The organism is Citrobacter sp. C13, assembly GCF_014596815.2.
Classification (GTDB): domain Bacteria; phylum Pseudomonadota; class Gammaproteobacteria; order Enterobacterales; family Enterobacteriaceae; genus Citrobacter; species Citrobacter portucalensis.
Window position 1 is genome coordinate 270,407 of the sequence record NZ_CP115024.1, and the last position, 16,199, is coordinate 286,605.

17 protein-coding genes and 1 pseudogene are annotated in these 16,199 nt (G+C 53.7%); 15 read left to right on the forward strand and 3 right to left on the reverse strand.

Translation table 11 applies throughout. The annotated features are described in order from the left end of the window. Position 1: 1 nt before the first annotated feature. From ftsE to livJ, 4 genes are all read left to right on the forward strand, one after another. Positions 2–670 (forward strand): cell division ATP-binding protein FtsE, encoded by a 669-nt coding sequence (ftsE, locus tag IB222_RS01295; protein WP_003023420.1) that lies wholly within the window; start codon positions 2–4, stop codon positions 668–670. Beyond that, on the forward strand, positions 663–1,721 hold the full coding sequence (gene ftsX, locus IB222_RS01300) for a permease-like cell division protein FtsX (protein WP_149384403.1): 1,059 nt from the start codon (positions 663–665) through the stop codon (positions 1,719–1,721). The genes ftsE and ftsX overlap by 8 nt, the downstream gene beginning before the upstream one ends. A gap of 270 nt (positions 1,722–1,991) precedes the next feature. Continuing rightward, positions 1,992–2,846 carry an RNA polymerase sigma factor RpoH gene (rpoH, locus tag IB222_RS01305; RefSeq protein ID WP_003023425.1) on the forward strand — a complete coding sequence of 285 codons (855 nt, stop codon included), beginning with the start codon at positions 1,992–1,994 and terminating at the stop codon, positions 2,844–2,846. Positions 2,847–3,166: 320 nt separating this feature from the next. Then, positions 3,167–4,270, forward strand: a complete 1,104-nt coding sequence (gene livJ / locus IB222_RS01310) for a branched chain amino acid ABC transporter substrate-binding protein LivJ (RefSeq protein WP_140389828.1) — start codon at positions 3,167–3,169, stop codon at positions 4,268–4,270. Positions 4,271–4,353: 83 nt separating this feature from the next. Here livJ and IB222_RS01315 read toward each other — a convergent pair. Together IB222_RS01315 and panM are read right to left on the reverse strand one after the other, a co-directional pair. Then, a pseudogene (locus IB222_RS01315) lies at positions 4,354–4,480 on the reverse strand (hypothetical protein). Then, a complete protein-coding gene (gene panM / locus IB222_RS01320; protein WP_003827573.1) occupies positions 4,465–4,848 on the reverse strand; it encodes an aspartate 1-decarboxylase autocleavage activator PanM in 384 nt (127 codons plus the stop codon). The pseudogene IB222_RS01315 and the gene panM overlap by 16 nt, the downstream one beginning before the upstream one ends. Before the next feature lie 423 nt (positions 4,849–5,271). Here panM and livK point away from each other — a divergent pair, with 423 nt between their 5' ends. The 11 genes from livK to ugpQ all read left to right on the forward strand — a co-directional run bounded on the left by livK (position 5,272) and on the right by ugpQ (position 15,737). Continuing rightward, a complete protein-coding gene (livK, locus tag IB222_RS01325; protein WP_003023433.1) occupies positions 5,272–6,381 on the forward strand; it encodes a high-affinity branched-chain amino acid ABC transporter substrate-binding protein LivK in 1,110 nt (369 codons plus the stop codon). A gap of 61 nt (positions 6,382–6,442) precedes the next feature. Beyond that, the gene (livH, locus tag IB222_RS01330) at positions 6,443–7,369 is read left to right on the forward strand and encodes a high-affinity branched-chain amino acid ABC transporter permease LivH (protein ID WP_003827575.1); all 927 of its coding nucleotides are present in this window, start codon (positions 6,443–6,445) and stop codon (positions 7,367–7,369) included. After that, a complete protein-coding gene (livM, locus tag IB222_RS01335; RefSeq protein ID WP_048215381.1) occupies positions 7,366–8,643 on the forward strand; it encodes a branched chain amino acid ABC transporter permease LivM in 1,278 nt (425 codons plus the stop codon). Before livH ends, livM begins: the two co-directional genes overlap by 4 nt. After that, a complete protein-coding gene (gene livG / locus IB222_RS01340; protein ID WP_003023438.1) occupies positions 8,640–9,407 on the forward strand; it encodes a high-affinity branched-chain amino acid ABC transporter ATP-binding protein LivG in 768 nt (255 codons plus the stop codon). The genes livM and livG overlap by 4 nt, the downstream gene beginning before the upstream one ends. 17 nt (positions 9,408–9,424) lie before the next feature. Then, a complete protein-coding gene (gene livF / locus IB222_RS01345; protein ID WP_003827581.1) occupies positions 9,425–10,138 on the forward strand; it encodes a high-affinity branched-chain amino acid ABC transporter ATP-binding protein LivF in 714 nt (237 codons plus the stop codon). A gap of 101 nt (positions 10,139–10,239) precedes the next feature. Continuing rightward, positions 10,240–10,521, forward strand: a complete 282-nt coding sequence (locus IB222_RS01350; protein WP_149280753.1) for a hypothetical protein — start codon at positions 10,240–10,242, stop codon at positions 10,519–10,521. Positions 10,522–10,768: 247 nt separating this feature from the next. Further along, a complete protein-coding gene (ugpB, locus tag IB222_RS01355) occupies positions 10,769–12,085 on the forward strand; it encodes a sn-glycerol-3-phosphate ABC transporter substrate-binding protein UgpB (RefSeq protein WP_003827583.1) in 1,317 nt (438 codons plus the stop codon). Positions 12,086–12,195: 110 nt separating this feature from the next. After that, positions 12,196–13,083: a sn-glycerol-3-phosphate ABC transporter permease UgpA gene (gene ugpA / locus IB222_RS01360; RefSeq protein WP_126956409.1), complete on the forward strand. Its 888-nt coding sequence runs from the start codon at positions 12,196–12,198 to the stop codon at positions 13,081–13,083. After that, positions 13,080–13,925, forward strand: a complete 846-nt coding sequence (ugpE, locus tag IB222_RS01365; RefSeq protein ID WP_003023450.1) for a sn-glycerol-3-phosphate ABC transporter permease UgpE — start codon at positions 13,080–13,082, stop codon at positions 13,923–13,925. The genes ugpA and ugpE overlap by 4 nt, the downstream gene beginning before the upstream one ends. 1 nt (position 13,926) lies before the next feature. Next, positions 13,927–14,997, forward strand: coding sequence for a sn-glycerol-3-phosphate import ATP-binding protein UgpC (locus IB222_RS01370; RefSeq protein ID WP_149384404.1), 1,071 nt, complete (start codon positions 13,927–13,929; stop codon positions 14,995–14,997). Further along, on the forward strand, positions 14,994–15,737 hold the full coding sequence (ugpQ, locus tag IB222_RS01375) for a glycerophosphodiester phosphodiesterase (RefSeq protein WP_149384405.1): 744 nt from the start codon (positions 14,994–14,996) through the stop codon (positions 15,735–15,737). Before IB222_RS01370 ends, ugpQ begins: the two co-directional genes overlap by 4 nt. Here ugpQ and IB222_RS01380 read toward each other — a convergent pair. Next, positions 15,734–16,174 carry a DUF2756 family protein gene (locus IB222_RS01380; RefSeq protein WP_149384406.1) on the reverse strand — a complete coding sequence of 147 codons (441 nt, stop codon included), beginning with the start codon at positions 16,172–16,174 and terminating at the stop codon, positions 15,734–15,736. The two genes, ugpQ and IB222_RS01380, sit on opposite strands and share 4 nt — an antisense overlap. Positions 16,175–16,199: the final 25 nt, after the last annotated feature.

The window sequence follows — 16,199 nt, forward strand, 5'->3', positions numbered from 1 at the left end:
AATGATTCGCTTTGAACATGTCAGCAAGGCCTATCTCGGTGGGAGACAAGCGCTGCAGGGAGTGACCTTCCATATGCAGCCTGGCGAGATGGCGTTTCTGACCGGCCACTCCGGCGCGGGGAAAAGTACCCTGCTGAAGCTGATTTGTGGAATTGAACGGCCCAGCGCCGGGAAAATCTACTTTAGCGGGCATGACATCAGCCGTTTGAAAAACCGTGAAGTGCCGTTTCTGCGTCGTCAGATTGGCATGATTTTTCAGGATCACCACCTGTTGATGGACAGAACCGTGTTTGACAATGTGGCAATCCCGCTGATCATCGCGGGCGCCAGCGGGGACGATATTCGTCGTCGCGTGTCAGCGGCGCTGGATAAGGTCGGGCTGTTGGACAAAGCGAAAAACTTCCCGATTCAGCTCTCCGGCGGTGAACAACAACGCGTCGGCATCGCCCGCGCGGTGGTGAACAAACCTGCGGTGCTGCTGGCGGATGAACCAACGGGGAACCTGGATGACGCGCTGTCAGAAGGGATCCTTCGCCTGTTCGAAGAGTTTAACCGCGTCGGGGTCACGGTATTAATGGCCACTCACGATATTGGCCTGATCTCCCGTCGCTCCTATCGCCAGATGGTTTTGAGCGATGGACATCTGCATGGAGGCCTGGCGCATGAATAGACGTGACGCTATTAACCAAATCAAACAGTTCGGTGGCCGACTGGATCGCTTTCGTAAATCGGGCGGTGCGTCGGGTGACGGCGGTCGCAACGCGCCAAAGCGTGCGAAAGCCGCGCCAAAGCCGAATTCGCGTAAAACCAATGTCTTTAACGAGCAGGTACGTTATGCGTTTCAGGGCGCGTTACAGGACCTGAAAAGCAAGCCGCTGGCGACGTTTCTGACGGTGATGGTCATTGCCATCTCCCTGACGCTGCCTAGCGTGTGCTACATGGTTTATAAGAACGTAAACCATGCGGCAAGCCAGTATTATCCGTCTCCGCAGATCACCGTTTATCTGCAAAAAACGCTGGATGATGATGCGGCGGCGCGGGTGGTTGGTCAGTTGCAGGCCGAACAGGGCGTGGAGAAAGTGAATTATCTTTCCCGCGACGACGCGCTGGGTGAATTCCGTAACTGGTCCGGTTTTGGCGGCGCGCTGGATATGCTGGAAGAGAACCCGCTGCCGGCCGTGGCGGTGGTGATCCCGAAACTGGACTTCCAGGGTACGGAGTCGCTGAACACGCTGCGTGACCGCATCGCGCAAATCAACGGTATTGATGAAGTGCGGATGGATGACAGCTGGTTCGCTCGCCTGGCGGCGCTGACGGGCCTTGTCGGACGCGTTTCCGCGATGATTGGCGTGCTGATGGTGGCGGCGGTATTCCTCGTCATCGGTAACAGCGTGCGCCTGAGTATTTTTGCGCGTCGCGATACCATTAACGTGCAGAAACTGATTGGCGCGACGGATGGATTTATCCTGCGTCCGTTCCTCTATGGCGGGGCACTGCTCGGTTTTTCCGGTGCATTTCTTTCACTGATTTTGTCAGAAATTTTGGTGATGCGTCTGTCGTCAGCGGTGACTGAAGTGGCACAGGTATTTGGAACCAGGTTTGATATCAATGGCTTATCATTCGACGAGTGCCTGTTATTGCTGCTGGTGTGCTCGATGATTGGCTGGGTGGCAGCCTGGCTTGCCACGGTTCAACATTTACGCCACTTTACCCCCGATTAAAAAATCTCTGGTATAATCTTTCCCTGCACTGAGTAGTTCGCTCTGCAGGGAAAGAGTCCCTGTGATCTCTTCCCGGCGTATTCATTGTGATGTCACATTTTGTGCGTAATCTATACACATTACGACATGGAACTTGTGGATAAAATCACTGTCTGATAAAAGATTGAATGATATTCTCGTTGCTCATAAGCTCTGGCATGGTTGTTGCTACTGGTTTTTGTTAATTAGTTTTTAGCCAATGCGCCAGATGAAAAGATTGAGAGGATTTGAATGACCAAAGAAATGCAAAATTTAGCTTTAGCCCCTGTTGGTAACCTGGAATCTTACATCCGGGCTGCGAACGCGTGGCCGATGTTGTCGGCTGACGAGGAGCGGGCACTGGCTGAAAAGCTGCATTACCAGGGCGATCTGGAAGCAGCTAAAACGCTGATCCTGTCTCACCTGCGCTTTGTTGTTCATGTTGCTCGTAATTATGCGGGCTATGGCCTGCCGCAGGCGGATCTGATTCAGGAAGGTAATATCGGCCTGATGAAAGCCGTGCGCCGTTTCAACCCGGAAGTGGGTGTGCGCCTGGTTTCCTTCGCCGTGCATTGGATCAAAGCTGAGATCCACGAATACGTTCTGCGTAACTGGCGTATCGTTAAAGTCGCGACCACCAAAGCGCAGCGTAAGCTGTTCTTTAACCTGCGTAAAACCAAACAGCGTTTGGGCTGGTTTAACCAGGACGAAGTTGAAATGGTTGCTCGCGAGCTGGGTGTTTCCAGCAAAGACGTGCGCGAAATGGAATCCCGTATGGCGGCACAGGACATGACGTTTGACATGTCTTCAGACGATGAGTCTGACAGCCAGCCGATGGCCCCGGTGCTGTATCTGCAGGATAAATCTTCTAACTTTGCCGACGGCATTGAAGAAGATAACTGGGAAGATCAGGCCGCGAATAAACTGACCCACGCAATGGAAGGCCTGGACGAGCGCAGCCAGGACATCATTCGTGCCCGTTGGCTGGACGAAGACAACAAGTCGACGTTGCAGGAACTGGCCGATCGCTACGGCGTTTCCGCTGAACGTGTTCGTCAGCTTGAAAAGAACGCCATGAAAAAACTGCGTGCGGCGATCGAAGCGTAATCTTCGCGCATTGCCAATGAACCCTCGAATGTGAATTCGGGGGTTTTGTTTTTTGTAGGCCGGATAAGGCGTTTACGCTGCCATCCGGCAACACCTTTGCCCGATGGCGCTTTGCTTATCGGGCCTATGACCTTTCCTCCCCTCCACAGACACGAATTTGTTATCTGGATGTAAATTTAGCTATTCCAAAATAATAAAAATCGGGTATGTTTTAGCAGAGTATGCTGCTAAAGCACGGGTGGCTATCCAATAATCGAAATAAAGTGCTGAACAACAACATCACAACACACGTAATAACCACAATAATGGGGATTGTCAGGATGAATATGAAGGGTAAAGCGTTATTGGCAGGATGTATCGCCCTGTCTTTGAGCAATATGGCGTTTGCTAAGGATATTAAAGTTGCCGTCGTCGGCGCGATGTCCGGTCCGGTAGCGCAGTATGGCGATCAGGAATTTACTGGCGCAGAGCAGGCGATCGCAGATATCAACGCCAAGGGCGGCGTGAAGGGTGACAAACTGGTCATGGTGAAATATGACGATGCCTGTGACCCGAAACAAGCGGTAGCGGTTGCTAACAAAGTGGTCAACGACGGGATTAAATACGTTATTGGTCACCTGTGCTCTTCTTCCACTCAGCCTGCATCAGACATCTATGAAGACGAAGGTATTCTGATGATCACCCCAGCGGCAACGGCGCCAGAACTTACCGCGCGCGGCTATAACCTGGTGTTGCGTACCACCGGTCTGGATTCCGATCAGGGCCCAACTGCGGCGAAATATATCGTCGATAAAGTGAAGCCGAAGCGCATTGCCATCGTTCACGACAAACAGCAGTACGGCGAAGGCCTGGCGCGCTCCGTGCAGGACAACCTCAAGAAAGCCAACGCTGATGTGGTGTTCTTCGACGGTATCACCGCCGGCGAAAAAGATTTCTCTACGCTGGTGGCGCGTCTGAAGAAAGAAAATATTGATTTCGTTTACTACGGTGGTTACCACCCGGAAATGGGGCAGATTCTGCGTCAGGCGCGCGCTGCTGGCCTGAAAACCCAGTTTATGGGACCGGAAGGGGTAGCGAACGTATCGCTGTCTAACATCGCGGGCGAGTCTGCGGAAGGTTTACTGGTGACGAAACCGAAGAACTACGATCAGGTTCCGGCGAACAAACCCATCGTAGATGCTATTAAAGCCAAGAAACAGGATCCGAGCGGCGCATTCGTCTGGACCACCTACGCCGCGCTGCAATCCTTACAGGCCGGCCTGAACCAGTCTGACGATCCGGCTGAAATTGCCAAATACCTGAAAGCAAACTCAGTGGAAACCGTAATGGGGCCGCTGTCATGGGATGCGAAGGGCGATCTGAAAGGCTTCGAGTTCGGCGTGTTTGACTGGCATGCAAACGGGACGGCGACCGACGCCAAATAATTTTCCTGGCGCCTTTCGCGCTGCAGATGCGTTGGTTACGTTATTCAACCCCGGTCACTTACTTATGTAAGCTCCCGGGGACTTCATAACTTGCCGCCTTCCTGCAACGTGAAATTCTTGGAAAATTGCGAGGTGGTTTTTTTTTTTTTCTCCCAGCATGTAGGCCGGATAAGCGTCAGCGCCATCCGGCTTTTTTATCTTTTTTCCCAGCCATTCTCCTGGGCTGTAAACCCTAACGCTTGCATAAACGCGGCCATCACGCTGCGGTCTTCAACGCCGACGTCGGCCATCCACCATGAACTCACATCAGGGTTTTCCCGGATGACTTCTTCGATCAAATACTGCCCGACGCCGCGACGGCGGGTGATATCGCGTACGCGCAATGAATCTAATGCACCTTGCGTGCCGCTCAGGGTTACGCGAACTGCGCCTAACAGACGCTCGTTAAAGCGTGCGGCGTAGATCCGGTGCGTTTCATCTACGCTTAACGATGAGGCGGAATATTCCGGCCAGATTTTGCCCAGATCAATCTGGTCCTGGTCGCTAAAGTTATCTAAACGAACGATGGTCAGCTTCATTAACAGCATGTCCAAATCACAAAAGATGGAATGAGTGTACCGAAATAATTCACCCGGATGCTTTCTCTTTTTTATGTGAATAACCAGATTAATAATTTTGTAACAACGGTAATGACAGTTTGAAACCGTAGAGATTGAAAAATAGGCAGAATAATACCCTGGGATGCAGCATTTTATTCGGCTCTTTGTACCGTTATTTTATGCTGACAAACGTGCTTTTTTTTGTTTATCTATAGTGAAAAGCAGAATATTATCTTTTCTTAATCGACTGAAAAATAGAGATTTTAGCCTGATTTTGCTTAAAAAACTGCGCTAAACCATTAATGAGACTGGTAAAAATAGTGCAGTTCAAAAAAAGCACAGACTGCTTTTTAACCACATAAATACAAAATATTAATTACGTCACGAATGGGGATTCAGGTAATGAAACGGAATGCGAAAACAATCATCGCAGGGGTGATAGCACTGGCAATGTCACACGCGGTCATGGCGGAAGATATCAAGGTCGCTGTTGTCGGCGCGATGTCAGGTCCGGTCGCGCAGTGGGGCGATATGGAATTTAATGGCGCACGTCAGGCCATTAAAGATATCAATGCCAAAGGCGGGGTCAAAGGCGACAAACTGGTTGCTGTGGAATATGACGACGCCTGCGATCCGAAACAGGCCGTTGCGGTAGCGAACAAAATCGTCAATGACGGCATTCAGTACGTTATTGGTCATCTGTGCTCATCTTCCACGCAGCCCGCATCAGATATCTATGAAGATGAAGGCATTCTGATGATTTCTCCGGGTGCCACAAACCCGGAACTGACCCAGCGCGGTTACGCTCACATTATGCGTACAGCGGGCCTGGACTCCTCTCAGGGGCCGACCGCCGCGAAATACATTCTGGAGAAGGTGAAGCCACAGCGTATCGCCATCATTCACGATAAACAGCAATACGGTGAAGGCCTGGCGCGTTCGGTGCAGGACAGCCTGAAAGCGGGCAAAGCCAACATCGTTTTCTTTGACGGTATCACCGCCGGGGAAAAAGATTTTTCTGCGCTGATCGCTCGCCTGAAAAAAGAAAATATCGACTTTGTTTATTACGGCGGCTACTACCCGGAAATGGGGCAAATGCTGCGCCAGGCGCGTTCCGTCGGGCTGAAAACCCAGTTTATGGGACCTGAGGGCGTCGGCAATGCGTCGCTGTCTAACATCGCCGGTGATGCTGCTGAAGGCATGCTGGTAACCATGCCAAAACGCTATGACCAGGATCCGGCGAATAAGGCTATCGTCGATGCGCTCAAAGCTGACAAGAAAGATCCAACCGGACCATACGTGTGGATCACTTATGCAGCCGTCCAGTCATTGGCGACAGCAATGGATCGCAGCGGTAGCAAAGAGCCGTTGGACCTGGTGAAAGATCTGAAAGCACACGGGGCTGATACCGTGATTGGGCCGCTGAAATGGGACGAAAAAGGCGATTTGAAGGGATTTGAGTTTGGTGTCTTCCAGTGGCATGCAGACGGTTCTTCGACCGTCGCGAAGTAATACCTGAAGACGAGTTATCCCACCGCCCGTGCAAAACGGGCGGGTTTAAAAAGGTTACCTTATGTCCGAGCAGTTCCTCTATTTCTTGCAGCAGATGTTTAACGGCGTCACGCTGGGAAGCACCTACGCGCTGATCGCCATCGGTTACACGATGGTGTACGGCATTATCGGCATGATCAACTTCGCCCACGGCGAGGTGTATATGATCGGCAGCTATGTCTCCTTTATGATCATCGCAGCGCTAATGATGATGGGCATCGATTCCAGCTGGCTACTGGTCGCGGCGGGCTTCGTCGGCGCAATTGTGATTGCCAGCGCCTACGGCTGGAGCATTGAACGCGTGGCGTATCGGCCCGTGCGCAGCTCCAAGCGCCTGATCGCGCTGATTTCCGCTATCGGGATGTCCATCTTCCTGCAAAACTACGTCAGCCTGACGGAAGGTTCGCGCGACGTGGCGCTGCCCAGCCTGTTTAATGGCCAGTGGACTGTCGGCAGTAGCGATAACTTCTCTGCTTCCATCACCACCATGCAGTTGGTTATCTGGATCGTAACCTTCCTGGCGATGCTGGCGCTGACGCTGTTTATCCGTTACTCCCGTATGGGCCGCGCCTGCCGTGCCTGTGCCGAAGACCTGAAGATGGCCAGCCTGCTCGGCATTAACACCGATCGCGTGATTGCGTTGACCTTTGTGATTGGTGCGGCAATGGCGGCGGTAGCGGGCGTGCTGCTCGGTCAGTTCTATGGCGTAATTAACCCATACATCGGCTTTATGGCCGGGATGAAGGCCTTTACCGCGGCGGTACTGGGCGGCATCGGCAGCATTCCAGGGGCGATGATCGGCGGCCTGATTCTGGGCGTTGCGGAAGCGCTCTCCTCTGCTTATCTGAGTACTGAATACAAAGACGTCGTTTCATTCGCGCTGCTGATTCTGGTGCTGCTGGTGATGCCAACCGGTATTCTGGGTCGCCCGGAGGTAGAGAAAGTATGAAACCGATGCATTTTGCAATGGCGCTGCTCTCTGCCGCTATGTTCTTCGTCCTGGCGGGCGTCTTTATGGGCGTTCAGTTAGAGCTGGACGGTACCAAGCTGGTAGTCGATACCGCTGCGGATATCCGCTGGCAGTGGGTGTTTATCGGCACTGGCGTGGTCTTTCTCTTTCAGCTGTTGCGTCCAGCCTTCCAGAAAGGCCTGAAGAGCGTCTCCGGGCCGAAGTTTATTCTGCCGGCGATTGATGGCTCCACCGTTAAACAGAAGCTGTTCCTGGTGGCGCTGCTGGTGATTGCCGTGGCGTGGCCGTTTATGGTTTCGCGCGGAACGGTGGATATCGCCACGCTGACGATGATTTATATCATCCTCGGCCTCGGCTTAAACGTGGTGGTAGGACTTTCGGGCCTGCTGGTGCTGGGCTACGGCGGCTTCTATGCCATCGGCGCTTACACCTTCGCGCTGCTGAACCACTATTACGGACTCGGCTTCTGGACTTGTCTGCCGCTGGCGGGACTGGTTTCCGCTGCTGCGGGCTTCCTGCTCGGCTTCCCGGTATTGCGCCTGCGTGGTGATTATCTGGCGATTGTGACCTTAGGCTTCGGCGAAATCGTCCGTATTCTGCTGCTCAACAACACCGAAGTAACCGGCGGTCCAAACGGTATTAGCCAGATCCCGAAACCGACCTTTTTCGGTCTGGAGTTCAGCCGTACTGCCCGTGAAGGCGGCTGGGATACCTTCAGCAACTTCTTTAACGTCAAGTACGATCCGTCTGACCGCGTCATTTTCCTCTATCTGGTGGCGCTGCTGCTGGTGGTCTTCTCGCTGTTTGTTATCAACCGTTTGCTGCGTATGCCGCTGGGTCGCGCGTGGGAAGCGCTGCGTGAAGATGAAATCGCCTGTCGTTCTCTGGGCTTAAACCCTACGCGCATCAAGCTGACAGCCTTTACCATCAGCGCCGCGTTTGCCGGTTTTGCCGGTACGCTGTTTGCCGCGCGCCAGGGCTTCGTCAGCCCGGAATCCTTCACCTTTGCCGAGTCGGCCTTTGTGCTGGCAATTGTGGTATTGGGCGGAATGGGGTCACAGTTCGCGGTGATTCTCGCGGCCATCCTGCTGGTAGTGTCACGCGAGCTGATGCGTGATTTCAACGAATACAGCATGTTAATGCTGGGTGGTTTAATGGTACTGATGATGATCTGGCGTCCGCAGGGCTTGTTGCCGATGACCCGTCCACAGTTGAAGCTGAAAAACGGGGAAGCAAAAGGAGAGCAGGCATGAGTCAGCCATTATTATCCGTTAACGGCCTGATGATGCGCTTCGGCGGTCTGCTGGCGGTAAACAACGTTGAACTGGAACTGCGGCCGCAGGAGATTGTCTCGTTAATCGGGCCAAACGGCGCGGGAAAAACCACGGTTTTCAACTGCCTGACTGGTTTTTATAAGCCGACCGGCGGGACGATTAAGCTGCGCGACCAGCACCTGGAAGGGCTGCCGGGTCAGCAAATCGCGCGTATGGGCGTGGTGCGTACTTTCCAGCACGTGCGTCTGTTTCGTGAGATGACGGTGATTGAAAACCTGCTGGTGGCGCAACATCAGCAACTGAAAACCGGCGTCTTCTCCGGTCTGTTGAAAACTCCGTCGTTCCGTCGCGCGCAGAGTGAAGCGTTGGATCGCGCCGCCACCTGGCTGGAACGTATTGGCTTGCTGGAGCACGCCAACCGTCAGGCGAGTAACCTGGCCTACGGCGACCAGCGCCGTCTGGAGATTGCCCGCTGCATGGTGACCCAGCCGGAAATCCTGATGCTCGACGAACCCGCTGCGGGACTCAACCCGAAAGAGACCAAAGAGCTGGACGAGCTGATTGCTGAACTGCGTAACCATCACAACACCACCATTTTGTTGATTGAGCACGATATGAAGCTGGTGATGGGGATTTCCGACCGTATTTACGTGGTGAACCAGGGCACGCCGCTGGCGAATGGGACGCCGGAACAGATTCGTAATAACCCGGATGTTATCCGCGCCTATTTAGGTGAAGCATAATGGGGGCGAGGCTTAATATGGATAAAGCGATGTTATCGTTCGACAAAGTCAACGCCCACTACGGCAAGATACAGGCGCTGCACGACGTCAGCTTGTATATCAATCAGGGTGAAATCGTTACTCTGATTGGTGCCAACGGCGCGGGAAAAACCACGCTGCTCGGCACATTGTGTGGCGACCCGCGAGCGACCAGTGGGCGAATCGTCTTTGATGGTAAAGACATTACCGACTGGCAGACGGCGAAAATCATGCGCGAAGCGGTAGCGATTGTGCCGGAAGGGCGTCGCGTGTTTTCCCGTATGACGGTGGAAGAGAACCTGGCGATGGGCGGCTTCTTTGCCGAAAAGGACCAGTTTCAGGAACGCATCAAATGGGTGTATGACCTGTTTCCCCGTCTGCATGAACGTCGTATTCAACGTGCGGGAACGATGTCCGGCGGTGAACAGCAGATGCTGGCGATAGGCCGTGCGCTGATGAGCCAGCCGAGGCTGCTGCTGCTTGATGAACCGTCGCTGGGTCTGGCGCCGATTATCATCCAGCAGATTTTTAACACCATCGAACAGCTGCGCGAACAGGGGATGACCATCTTCCTCGTCGAACAGAACGCTAACCAGGCGCTGAAGCTCGCCGATCGCGGCTACGTGCTGGAAAACGGTCATGTGGTGCTGGAAGACACCGGTGATGCGCTACTGGCTAACGAAGCGGTGCGAAGCGCGTATCTGGGCGGTTAATCATTCTCTGAATAGACAAGGGGCCTGCTGTGGCCCCTTTTTATTGCTCTATGTTATTATTGAGAATAGTTATCAATAATAAAAATGAACATGGAGAAAGGATGATTCGTTCAGGTACCTGCATGATGATTGGCAGTTTGTTTTTGACGCTTTCACTAACCACCCAGGCCTCAACACCGCCAGCGTTTGACCCGCGCGATCCCTCTATCTGGGAAGAGAAACCGGCCAACCCGTTAGCGCAATCCGACTCGCCCTGCGAAGTGTTTACCAGCTCGGTATGCCCAGGCTGGGATGATGATAAATCGGATATCCAACGTGAACGTGAGCGGCGAGAGCAGCAGCGTTTACAGAATGAATATGAACGACGCTGGCGTCGGGATTAATCTTCCTTGCTGGAGCTGCAGATAACGCCATCCAGGCCGGAGAAGGTATAGCGATATCCGGCTTTGTTGTGCACCACCCCGCATTTTCCTGTCACTACGCTTTCACCGCCTTGCCATCTGTTTGTCGCCTTACTATCTTTTTTTTGTAATAAAAAAGTTATTTTTCTGTCATTCGAGCATGTCATGTTACCCCCGCGAGCATAAAACGCGTGATATCGCGCATCCGGCACAACAAGAGAGATAACCGATGATATCGTTACGACATACAGCTTTAGGACTGGCACTTAGCCTGGCATTTGCAGGTCAGGCACTGGCGGTCACCACTATCCCGTTCTGGCACTCAATGGAAGGCGAACTGGGTAAAGAAGTTGATTCACTGGCGCAACGTTTTAATGCAGCCAATCCCGACTACAAAATTGTTCCGCAGTACAAAGGCAACTATGAGCAGAGCCTGAGTGCAGGAATTGCTGCTTTCCGTACCGGAAACGCGCCTGCGCTGCTGCAGGTTTATGAAGTGGGCACGGCAACCATGATGGCCTCAAAAGCCATTAAACCGGTCTATGAAGTATTCAAAGAGGCTGGCATTAACTTCGATGAGTCTCAGTTCGTACCGACCGTTTCCGGTTACTACACCGACTCTAAAAGCGGACACTTGCTCTCCCAGCCGTTTAACAGCTCCACTCCGGTGCTGTACTACAACAAAGATGCCTTCAAAAAAGCCGGTTTAGACCCGGAGCAGCCGCCGAAAACCTGGCAGGATCTGGCGGAATATACCGCGAAGCTGAAAGCCGCAGGTATGAAGTGCGGTTACGCCAGCGGCTGGCAGGGATGGATTCAGATTGAAAACTTCAGCGCCTGGAACGGTCTGCCGGTAGCAACCAAAAACAATGGCTTTGACGGTACTGACGCGGTGCTGGAGTTCAATAAACCGGAACAGGTGAAACACATCGCTCTGCTGGAAGAGCTGAACAAAAAAGGTGATTTCAGCTACTTCGGGCGTAAGGACGAATCCACTGAGAAGTTCTACAACGGGGATTGTGCCATTACCACCGCCTCTTCCGGTTCGCTGGCCGACATCCGCCACTACGCTAAATTCAATTATGGCGTCGGGATGATGCCGTACGATGCCGATGTGAAGGGCGCGCCGCAGAATGCGATTATCGGTGGGGCCAGCCTGTGGGTGATGCAGGGTAAAGATAAAGCAACCTACGAAGGCGTGGCGCAGTTCCTCAACTTCCTGGCGAAGCCTGAAATCGCTGCCGAATGGCACCAGAAGACCGGCTATCTGCCGATCACTACCGCTGCCTACGACCTGACCCGTGAACAGGGCTTCTATGAGAAGAACCCTGGGGCTGATATCGCCACCCGCCAGATGCTGAACAAGCCGCCGTTGCCATTCACCAAAGGACTGCGTCTGGGCAATATGCCGCAGATCCGCACTATTGTGGATGAAGAGCTGGAAAGCGTCTGGACCGGGAAGAAAACCCCGCAGCAGGCACTGGATGCCGCCGTTGAGCGTGGCAATCAGTTACTGCGCCGCTTTGAGCAATCGACCAAGTCTTAAGTGTATAAGTGCCGGATGGCGCTGCGCTTATCAGGCCTACAAGTTCGTAGTTTGTAGGCCGGATAAGGTGCTTGCACCGCCATCCGGCACCTTCCAGGAAAAGAACCTACATGTCTTCATCCCGTCCGGTATTCCGCTCGCGTTGGCTTCCCTATTTGTTGGTGGCTCCGCAGCTGGTTATCACCGTTATTTTCTTTATCTGGCCCGCCGGTGAAGCGCTGTGGTACTCGCTACAATCCGTTGATCCGTTTGGTCTTTCCAGCCAGTTTGTCGGACTGGAAAACTTTGTCGCGCTGTTTCATGACCCGTACTACCTCGACTCATTCTGGACCACCATTAAGTTCAGTACGTTAGTCACGGTAAGTGGTCTGCTGGTGTCGTTATTTTTTGCGGCGCTGGTGAATTACGTGGTACGTGGCAGTCGTTTTTACCAGACGCTGATGCTCTTGCCCTATGCCGTCGCGCCTGCCGTCGCCGCCGTATTGTGGATCTTCCTGTTTAACCCAGGTCGCGGGCTGATTACCCATTTTCTCGGTGAGTTTGGCTATGACTGGAACCATGCGCAAAACAGCGGTCAGGCAATGTTTCTGGTGGTGTTCGCGTCGGTCTGGAAGCAGATTAGTTACAACTTCCTGTTCTTCTTTGCCGCACTGCAGTCTATCCCGCGGTCGCTGATCGAAGCCGCTGCGATTGATGGCGCGGGGCCGGTTCGTCGCTTCTTTAAGCTGGCGCTGCCGCTGATAGCCCCGGTTAGCTTCTTTCTGCTGGTGGTGAATCTGGTTTATGCCTTCTTTGATACCTTCCCGGTGATCGATGCCGCCACGGCGGGTGGACCGGTACAGGCGACCACGACGTTGATTTATAAGATCTATCGCGAAGGCTTTGTTGGGCTGGATCTCTCCGCCTCGGCTGCGCAATCGGTGGTGCTGATGTTGCTGGTCATTATTTTGACGGTGGTGCAGTTCCGCTATGTGGAAAGTAAGGTGCGTTACCAATGATTGAGAACCGTCGTGGGCTGACAATATTCAGCCATGCCATGTTGATTATGGGGATCATGGTGATCCTGTTTCCGCTGTACGTCGCGTTTGTCGCGGCGACGCTGGACAACAAAGCGGTGTTTGAGACGCCGATGACGCTGGTTCCCGGCACGCAGTTGCTGGAGAACATGAAATATATCTGGGTCAACGGCGTGGGCGTCAACAGCGCGCCGTTCTGGTTGATGATGCTTAACAGCTTCATCATGGCGTTCAGTATTACGGTAGGGAAAATCACCGTCTCCATGCTTTCCGCATTCGCCATCGTCTGGTTCCGCTTTCCGCTGCGTAACCTGTTCTTCTGGATGATTTTTATCACCCTGATGCTGCCGGTTGAAGTGCGAATCTTCCCGACGGTGGAGGTTATCGCCAACCTGAAAATGCTCGACAGCTATGCGGGTCTGACGCTGCCGTTGATGGCATCGGCTACTGCGACCTTCTTGTTCCGCCAGTTCTTTATGACCCTGCCGGATGAACTGGTTGAGGCGGCGCGTATTGACGGCGCATCACCGATGCGTTTTTTCCGCGATATCGTACTACCGCTGTCAAAAACCAATCTGGCGGCGCTATTCGTTATTACCTTTATCTACGGCTGGAACCAGTATTTGTGGCCGTTGTTAATTATTACCGATGTCAATTTGGGCACTGCGGTGGCGGGTATCAAAGGCATGATCGCCACCGGTGAAGGCACCACGCAGTGGAACCAGGTAATGGCCGCCATGCTGCTGACGCTCATACCTCCGGTAATCATCGTGTTAGCCATGCAGCGCGCGTTTGTGCGTGGTTTAGTGGACAGTGAGAAATAAAATGGCAGGACTCAAACTACAAGCAGTAACCAAAAGCTGGGACGGCAAAACCCAGGTAATTAATCCGCTGACGCTGGACGTCGCGGACGGGGAATTTATCGTGATGGTTGGGCCATCCGGCTGCGGAAAGTCTACGCTGCTGCGGATGGTGGCCGGGCTGGAGCGGGTGAGCGGTGGCGATATCTGGATTGATAATAAACGCGTTACCGAGATGGAGCCGAAGGATCGCGGCATAGCGATGGTCTTTCAAAACTACGCGCTCTACCCGCATATGAGCGTGGAAGAAAACATGGCCTGGGGGCTGAAAATCCGCGGGATGGGCAAGGAGCACATTGCTGAGCGGGTAAATGAGGCGGCGCGTATTCTCGAGCTGGGTGAGCTGCTCAAGCGCCGTCCGCGCGAACTTTCTGGCGGTCAGCGCCAGCGCGTAGCGATGGGACGAGCGATTGTGCGCGACCCGGCGGTATTCCTGTTCGATGAGCCGCTTTCTAACCTTGATGCCAAGCTGCGCGTACAGATGCGTCTGGAGTTACAACATCTGCATCGCCGCCTGAAAACCACTTCGCTATACGTGACGCACGACCAGGTTGAAGCGATGACCCTCGCCCAACGGGTGATGGTGATGAATAAAGGCATTGCCGAGCAGGTAGGTACGCCGGTTGAGGTGTATGAAAAGCCAGCCAGCCGCTTTGTGGCGAGTTTTATCGGCAGCCCGGCGATGAACCTGCTAGACGGGCGCATCAGCGCCGCGGGTACCCATTTTGAACTGGACGGCGGCATGACGTTACCCATCGGCAGAAGCGCGAAAGAGGCTATTGGGCGTAACATGACGTTGGGTATCCGCCCGGAGCATATTGCGCTAAGCTCGCAGGCCGAAGGCGGCGTGCCGTTAGTCGTCGACACGCTGGAAATGCTGGGTGCAGATAACCTGGCACACGGACGCTGGGGTGAGCAAAAGCTGGTGGTGCGACTGGCGCATCAGCATCGCCCGACGGCTGGCAGCACGCTGTGGCTGCATCTGCCAGAAAATCATCTGCATCTTTTTGATGGCGAAACAGGACAACGCGTATGAGTAACTGGCCTTACCCCCATATTGTCGCCCATCGTGGCGGCGGTAAGCTGGCCCCGGAAAACACCCTGGCGGCGATCGACGTGGGGGCGCGATACGGGCATACCATGATCGAGTTTGACGCTAAATTGTCGAAAGACGGTGAGATCTTCTTACTGCATGACGACAACCTGGAGCGAACCAGCAATGGCTGGGGTGTGGCAGGCGAGCTGAACTGGCAGGATTTATTGCGCGTGGACGCCGGCGGCTGGTTTAGCGGTGAGTTTAAAGGTGAACCGCTGCCACTGCTCTCGCAAGTGGCCGAGCGCTGCCGTCAGCACGGTATGATGGCAAATATTGAAATTAAACCCACAACTGGCACTGGAACATTAACCGGCAAAGTTGTGGCGCTGGCCGCGCGGGAACTGTGGGCGGGAATGACGCCTCCGCTGTTGTCATCCTTTGAAATTGATGCGCTTGAAGCGGCGCAGCAGGCGGTACCTGAACTGCCGAGAGGCTTGCTGCTTGATGAATGGCGCGAGGACTGGCACGAGCTGACCACGCGGCTTGGCTGCGTCTCTATTCATCTTAATCACAAACTGCTGGATGAAGCGCGTGTGGATGCGCTGCGCGATGCGGGGCTACGTATTCTGGTATATACCGTCAACCGACCCCAGCGCGCGGCGGAACTGCTGCGCTGGGGCGTGGACTGCATCTGTACCGATGCCATTGATACGATTGGTCCGGATTTCCAACCTTTTTAAGGCCCAATCGTTTTTAACGGAACGTTAGGCTGCGGCGTGCTGGAGGGCTTCAGCATGTCGCCGTTCTTTTTCTCTGACAGCATATGTTGCTTATTCAGAGAGCTGTCCGGGTTACGGGTTCCACTCAACATCCCACCGTTGCTGTTGGGCAGCATTTGCTGCTGATCGGAATTTAGCTCGCCTGGCTGAGACTGAAGGACCCGCTGGGAGTTGGTGTTAATTTGGTTTTCCAGATGCTGTTGCTGCATACGCGTCTGCGTTTGCAACTGCTGGTTGAGCATCCCTTTCTGCTGAATTTGCTGCGTTTGCATTTGGGTTTGCATACGCTGCTGACTCGGGATCTGATAACCGGGTTGGTTCGGGTTATTCATGGTGTTGATGGGCTGTGCAAAGCCTGCAAACGGCAACAGCATGGCTAAAAGTAAGAGTCGTTTCATCGCTTTTCTCCTCTCGGGGATCTCT

Coding starts and splice junctions, on each gene's coding strand:
- ftsE (WP_003023420.1), top strand. CDS start 2: ATGATTCGCTTTGAACATGTCAGCAAGGCCTATCTCGGTGGGAGACAA.
- ftsX (WP_149384403.1), top strand. CDS start 663: ATGAATAGACGTGACGCTATTAACCAAATCAAACAGTTCGGTGGCCGA.
- rpoH (WP_003023425.1), top strand. CDS start 1,992: ATGACCAAAGAAATGCAAAATTTAGCTTTAGCCCCTGTTGGTAACCTG.
- livJ (WP_140389828.1), top strand. CDS start 3,167: ATGAATATGAAGGGTAAAGCGTTATTGGCAGGATGTATCGCCCTGTCT.
- panM (WP_003827573.1), bottom strand. CDS start 4,848: ATGAAGCTGACCATCGTTCGTTTAGATAACTTTAGCGACCAGGACCAG.
- livK (WP_003023433.1), top strand. CDS start 5,272: ATGAAACGGAATGCGAAAACAATCATCGCAGGGGTGATAGCACTGGCA.
- livH (WP_003827575.1), top strand. CDS start 6,443: ATGTCCGAGCAGTTCCTCTATTTCTTGCAGCAGATGTTTAACGGCGTC.
- livM (WP_048215381.1), top strand. CDS start 7,366: ATGAAACCGATGCATTTTGCAATGGCGCTGCTCTCTGCCGCTATGTTC.
- livG (WP_003023438.1), top strand. CDS start 8,640: ATGAGTCAGCCATTATTATCCGTTAACGGCCTGATGATGCGCTTCGGC.
- livF (WP_003827581.1), top strand. CDS start 9,425: ATGGATAAAGCGATGTTATCGTTCGACAAAGTCAACGCCCACTACGGC.
- IB222_RS01350 (WP_149280753.1), top strand. CDS start 10,240: ATGATTCGTTCAGGTACCTGCATGATGATTGGCAGTTTGTTTTTGACG.
- ugpB (WP_003827583.1), top strand. CDS start 10,769: ATGATATCGTTACGACATACAGCTTTAGGACTGGCACTTAGCCTGGCA.
- ugpA (WP_126956409.1), top strand. CDS start 12,196: ATGTCTTCATCCCGTCCGGTATTCCGCTCGCGTTGGCTTCCCTATTTG.
- ugpE (WP_003023450.1), top strand. CDS start 13,080: ATGATTGAGAACCGTCGTGGGCTGACAATATTCAGCCATGCCATGTTG.
- IB222_RS01370 (WP_149384404.1), top strand. CDS start 13,927: ATGGCAGGACTCAAACTACAAGCAGTAACCAAAAGCTGGGACGGCAAA.
- ugpQ (WP_149384405.1), top strand. CDS start 14,994: ATGAGTAACTGGCCTTACCCCCATATTGTCGCCCATCGTGGCGGCGGT.
- IB222_RS01380 (WP_149384406.1), bottom strand. CDS start 16,174: ATGAAACGACTCTTACTTTTAGCCATGCTGTTGCCGTTTGCAGGCTTT.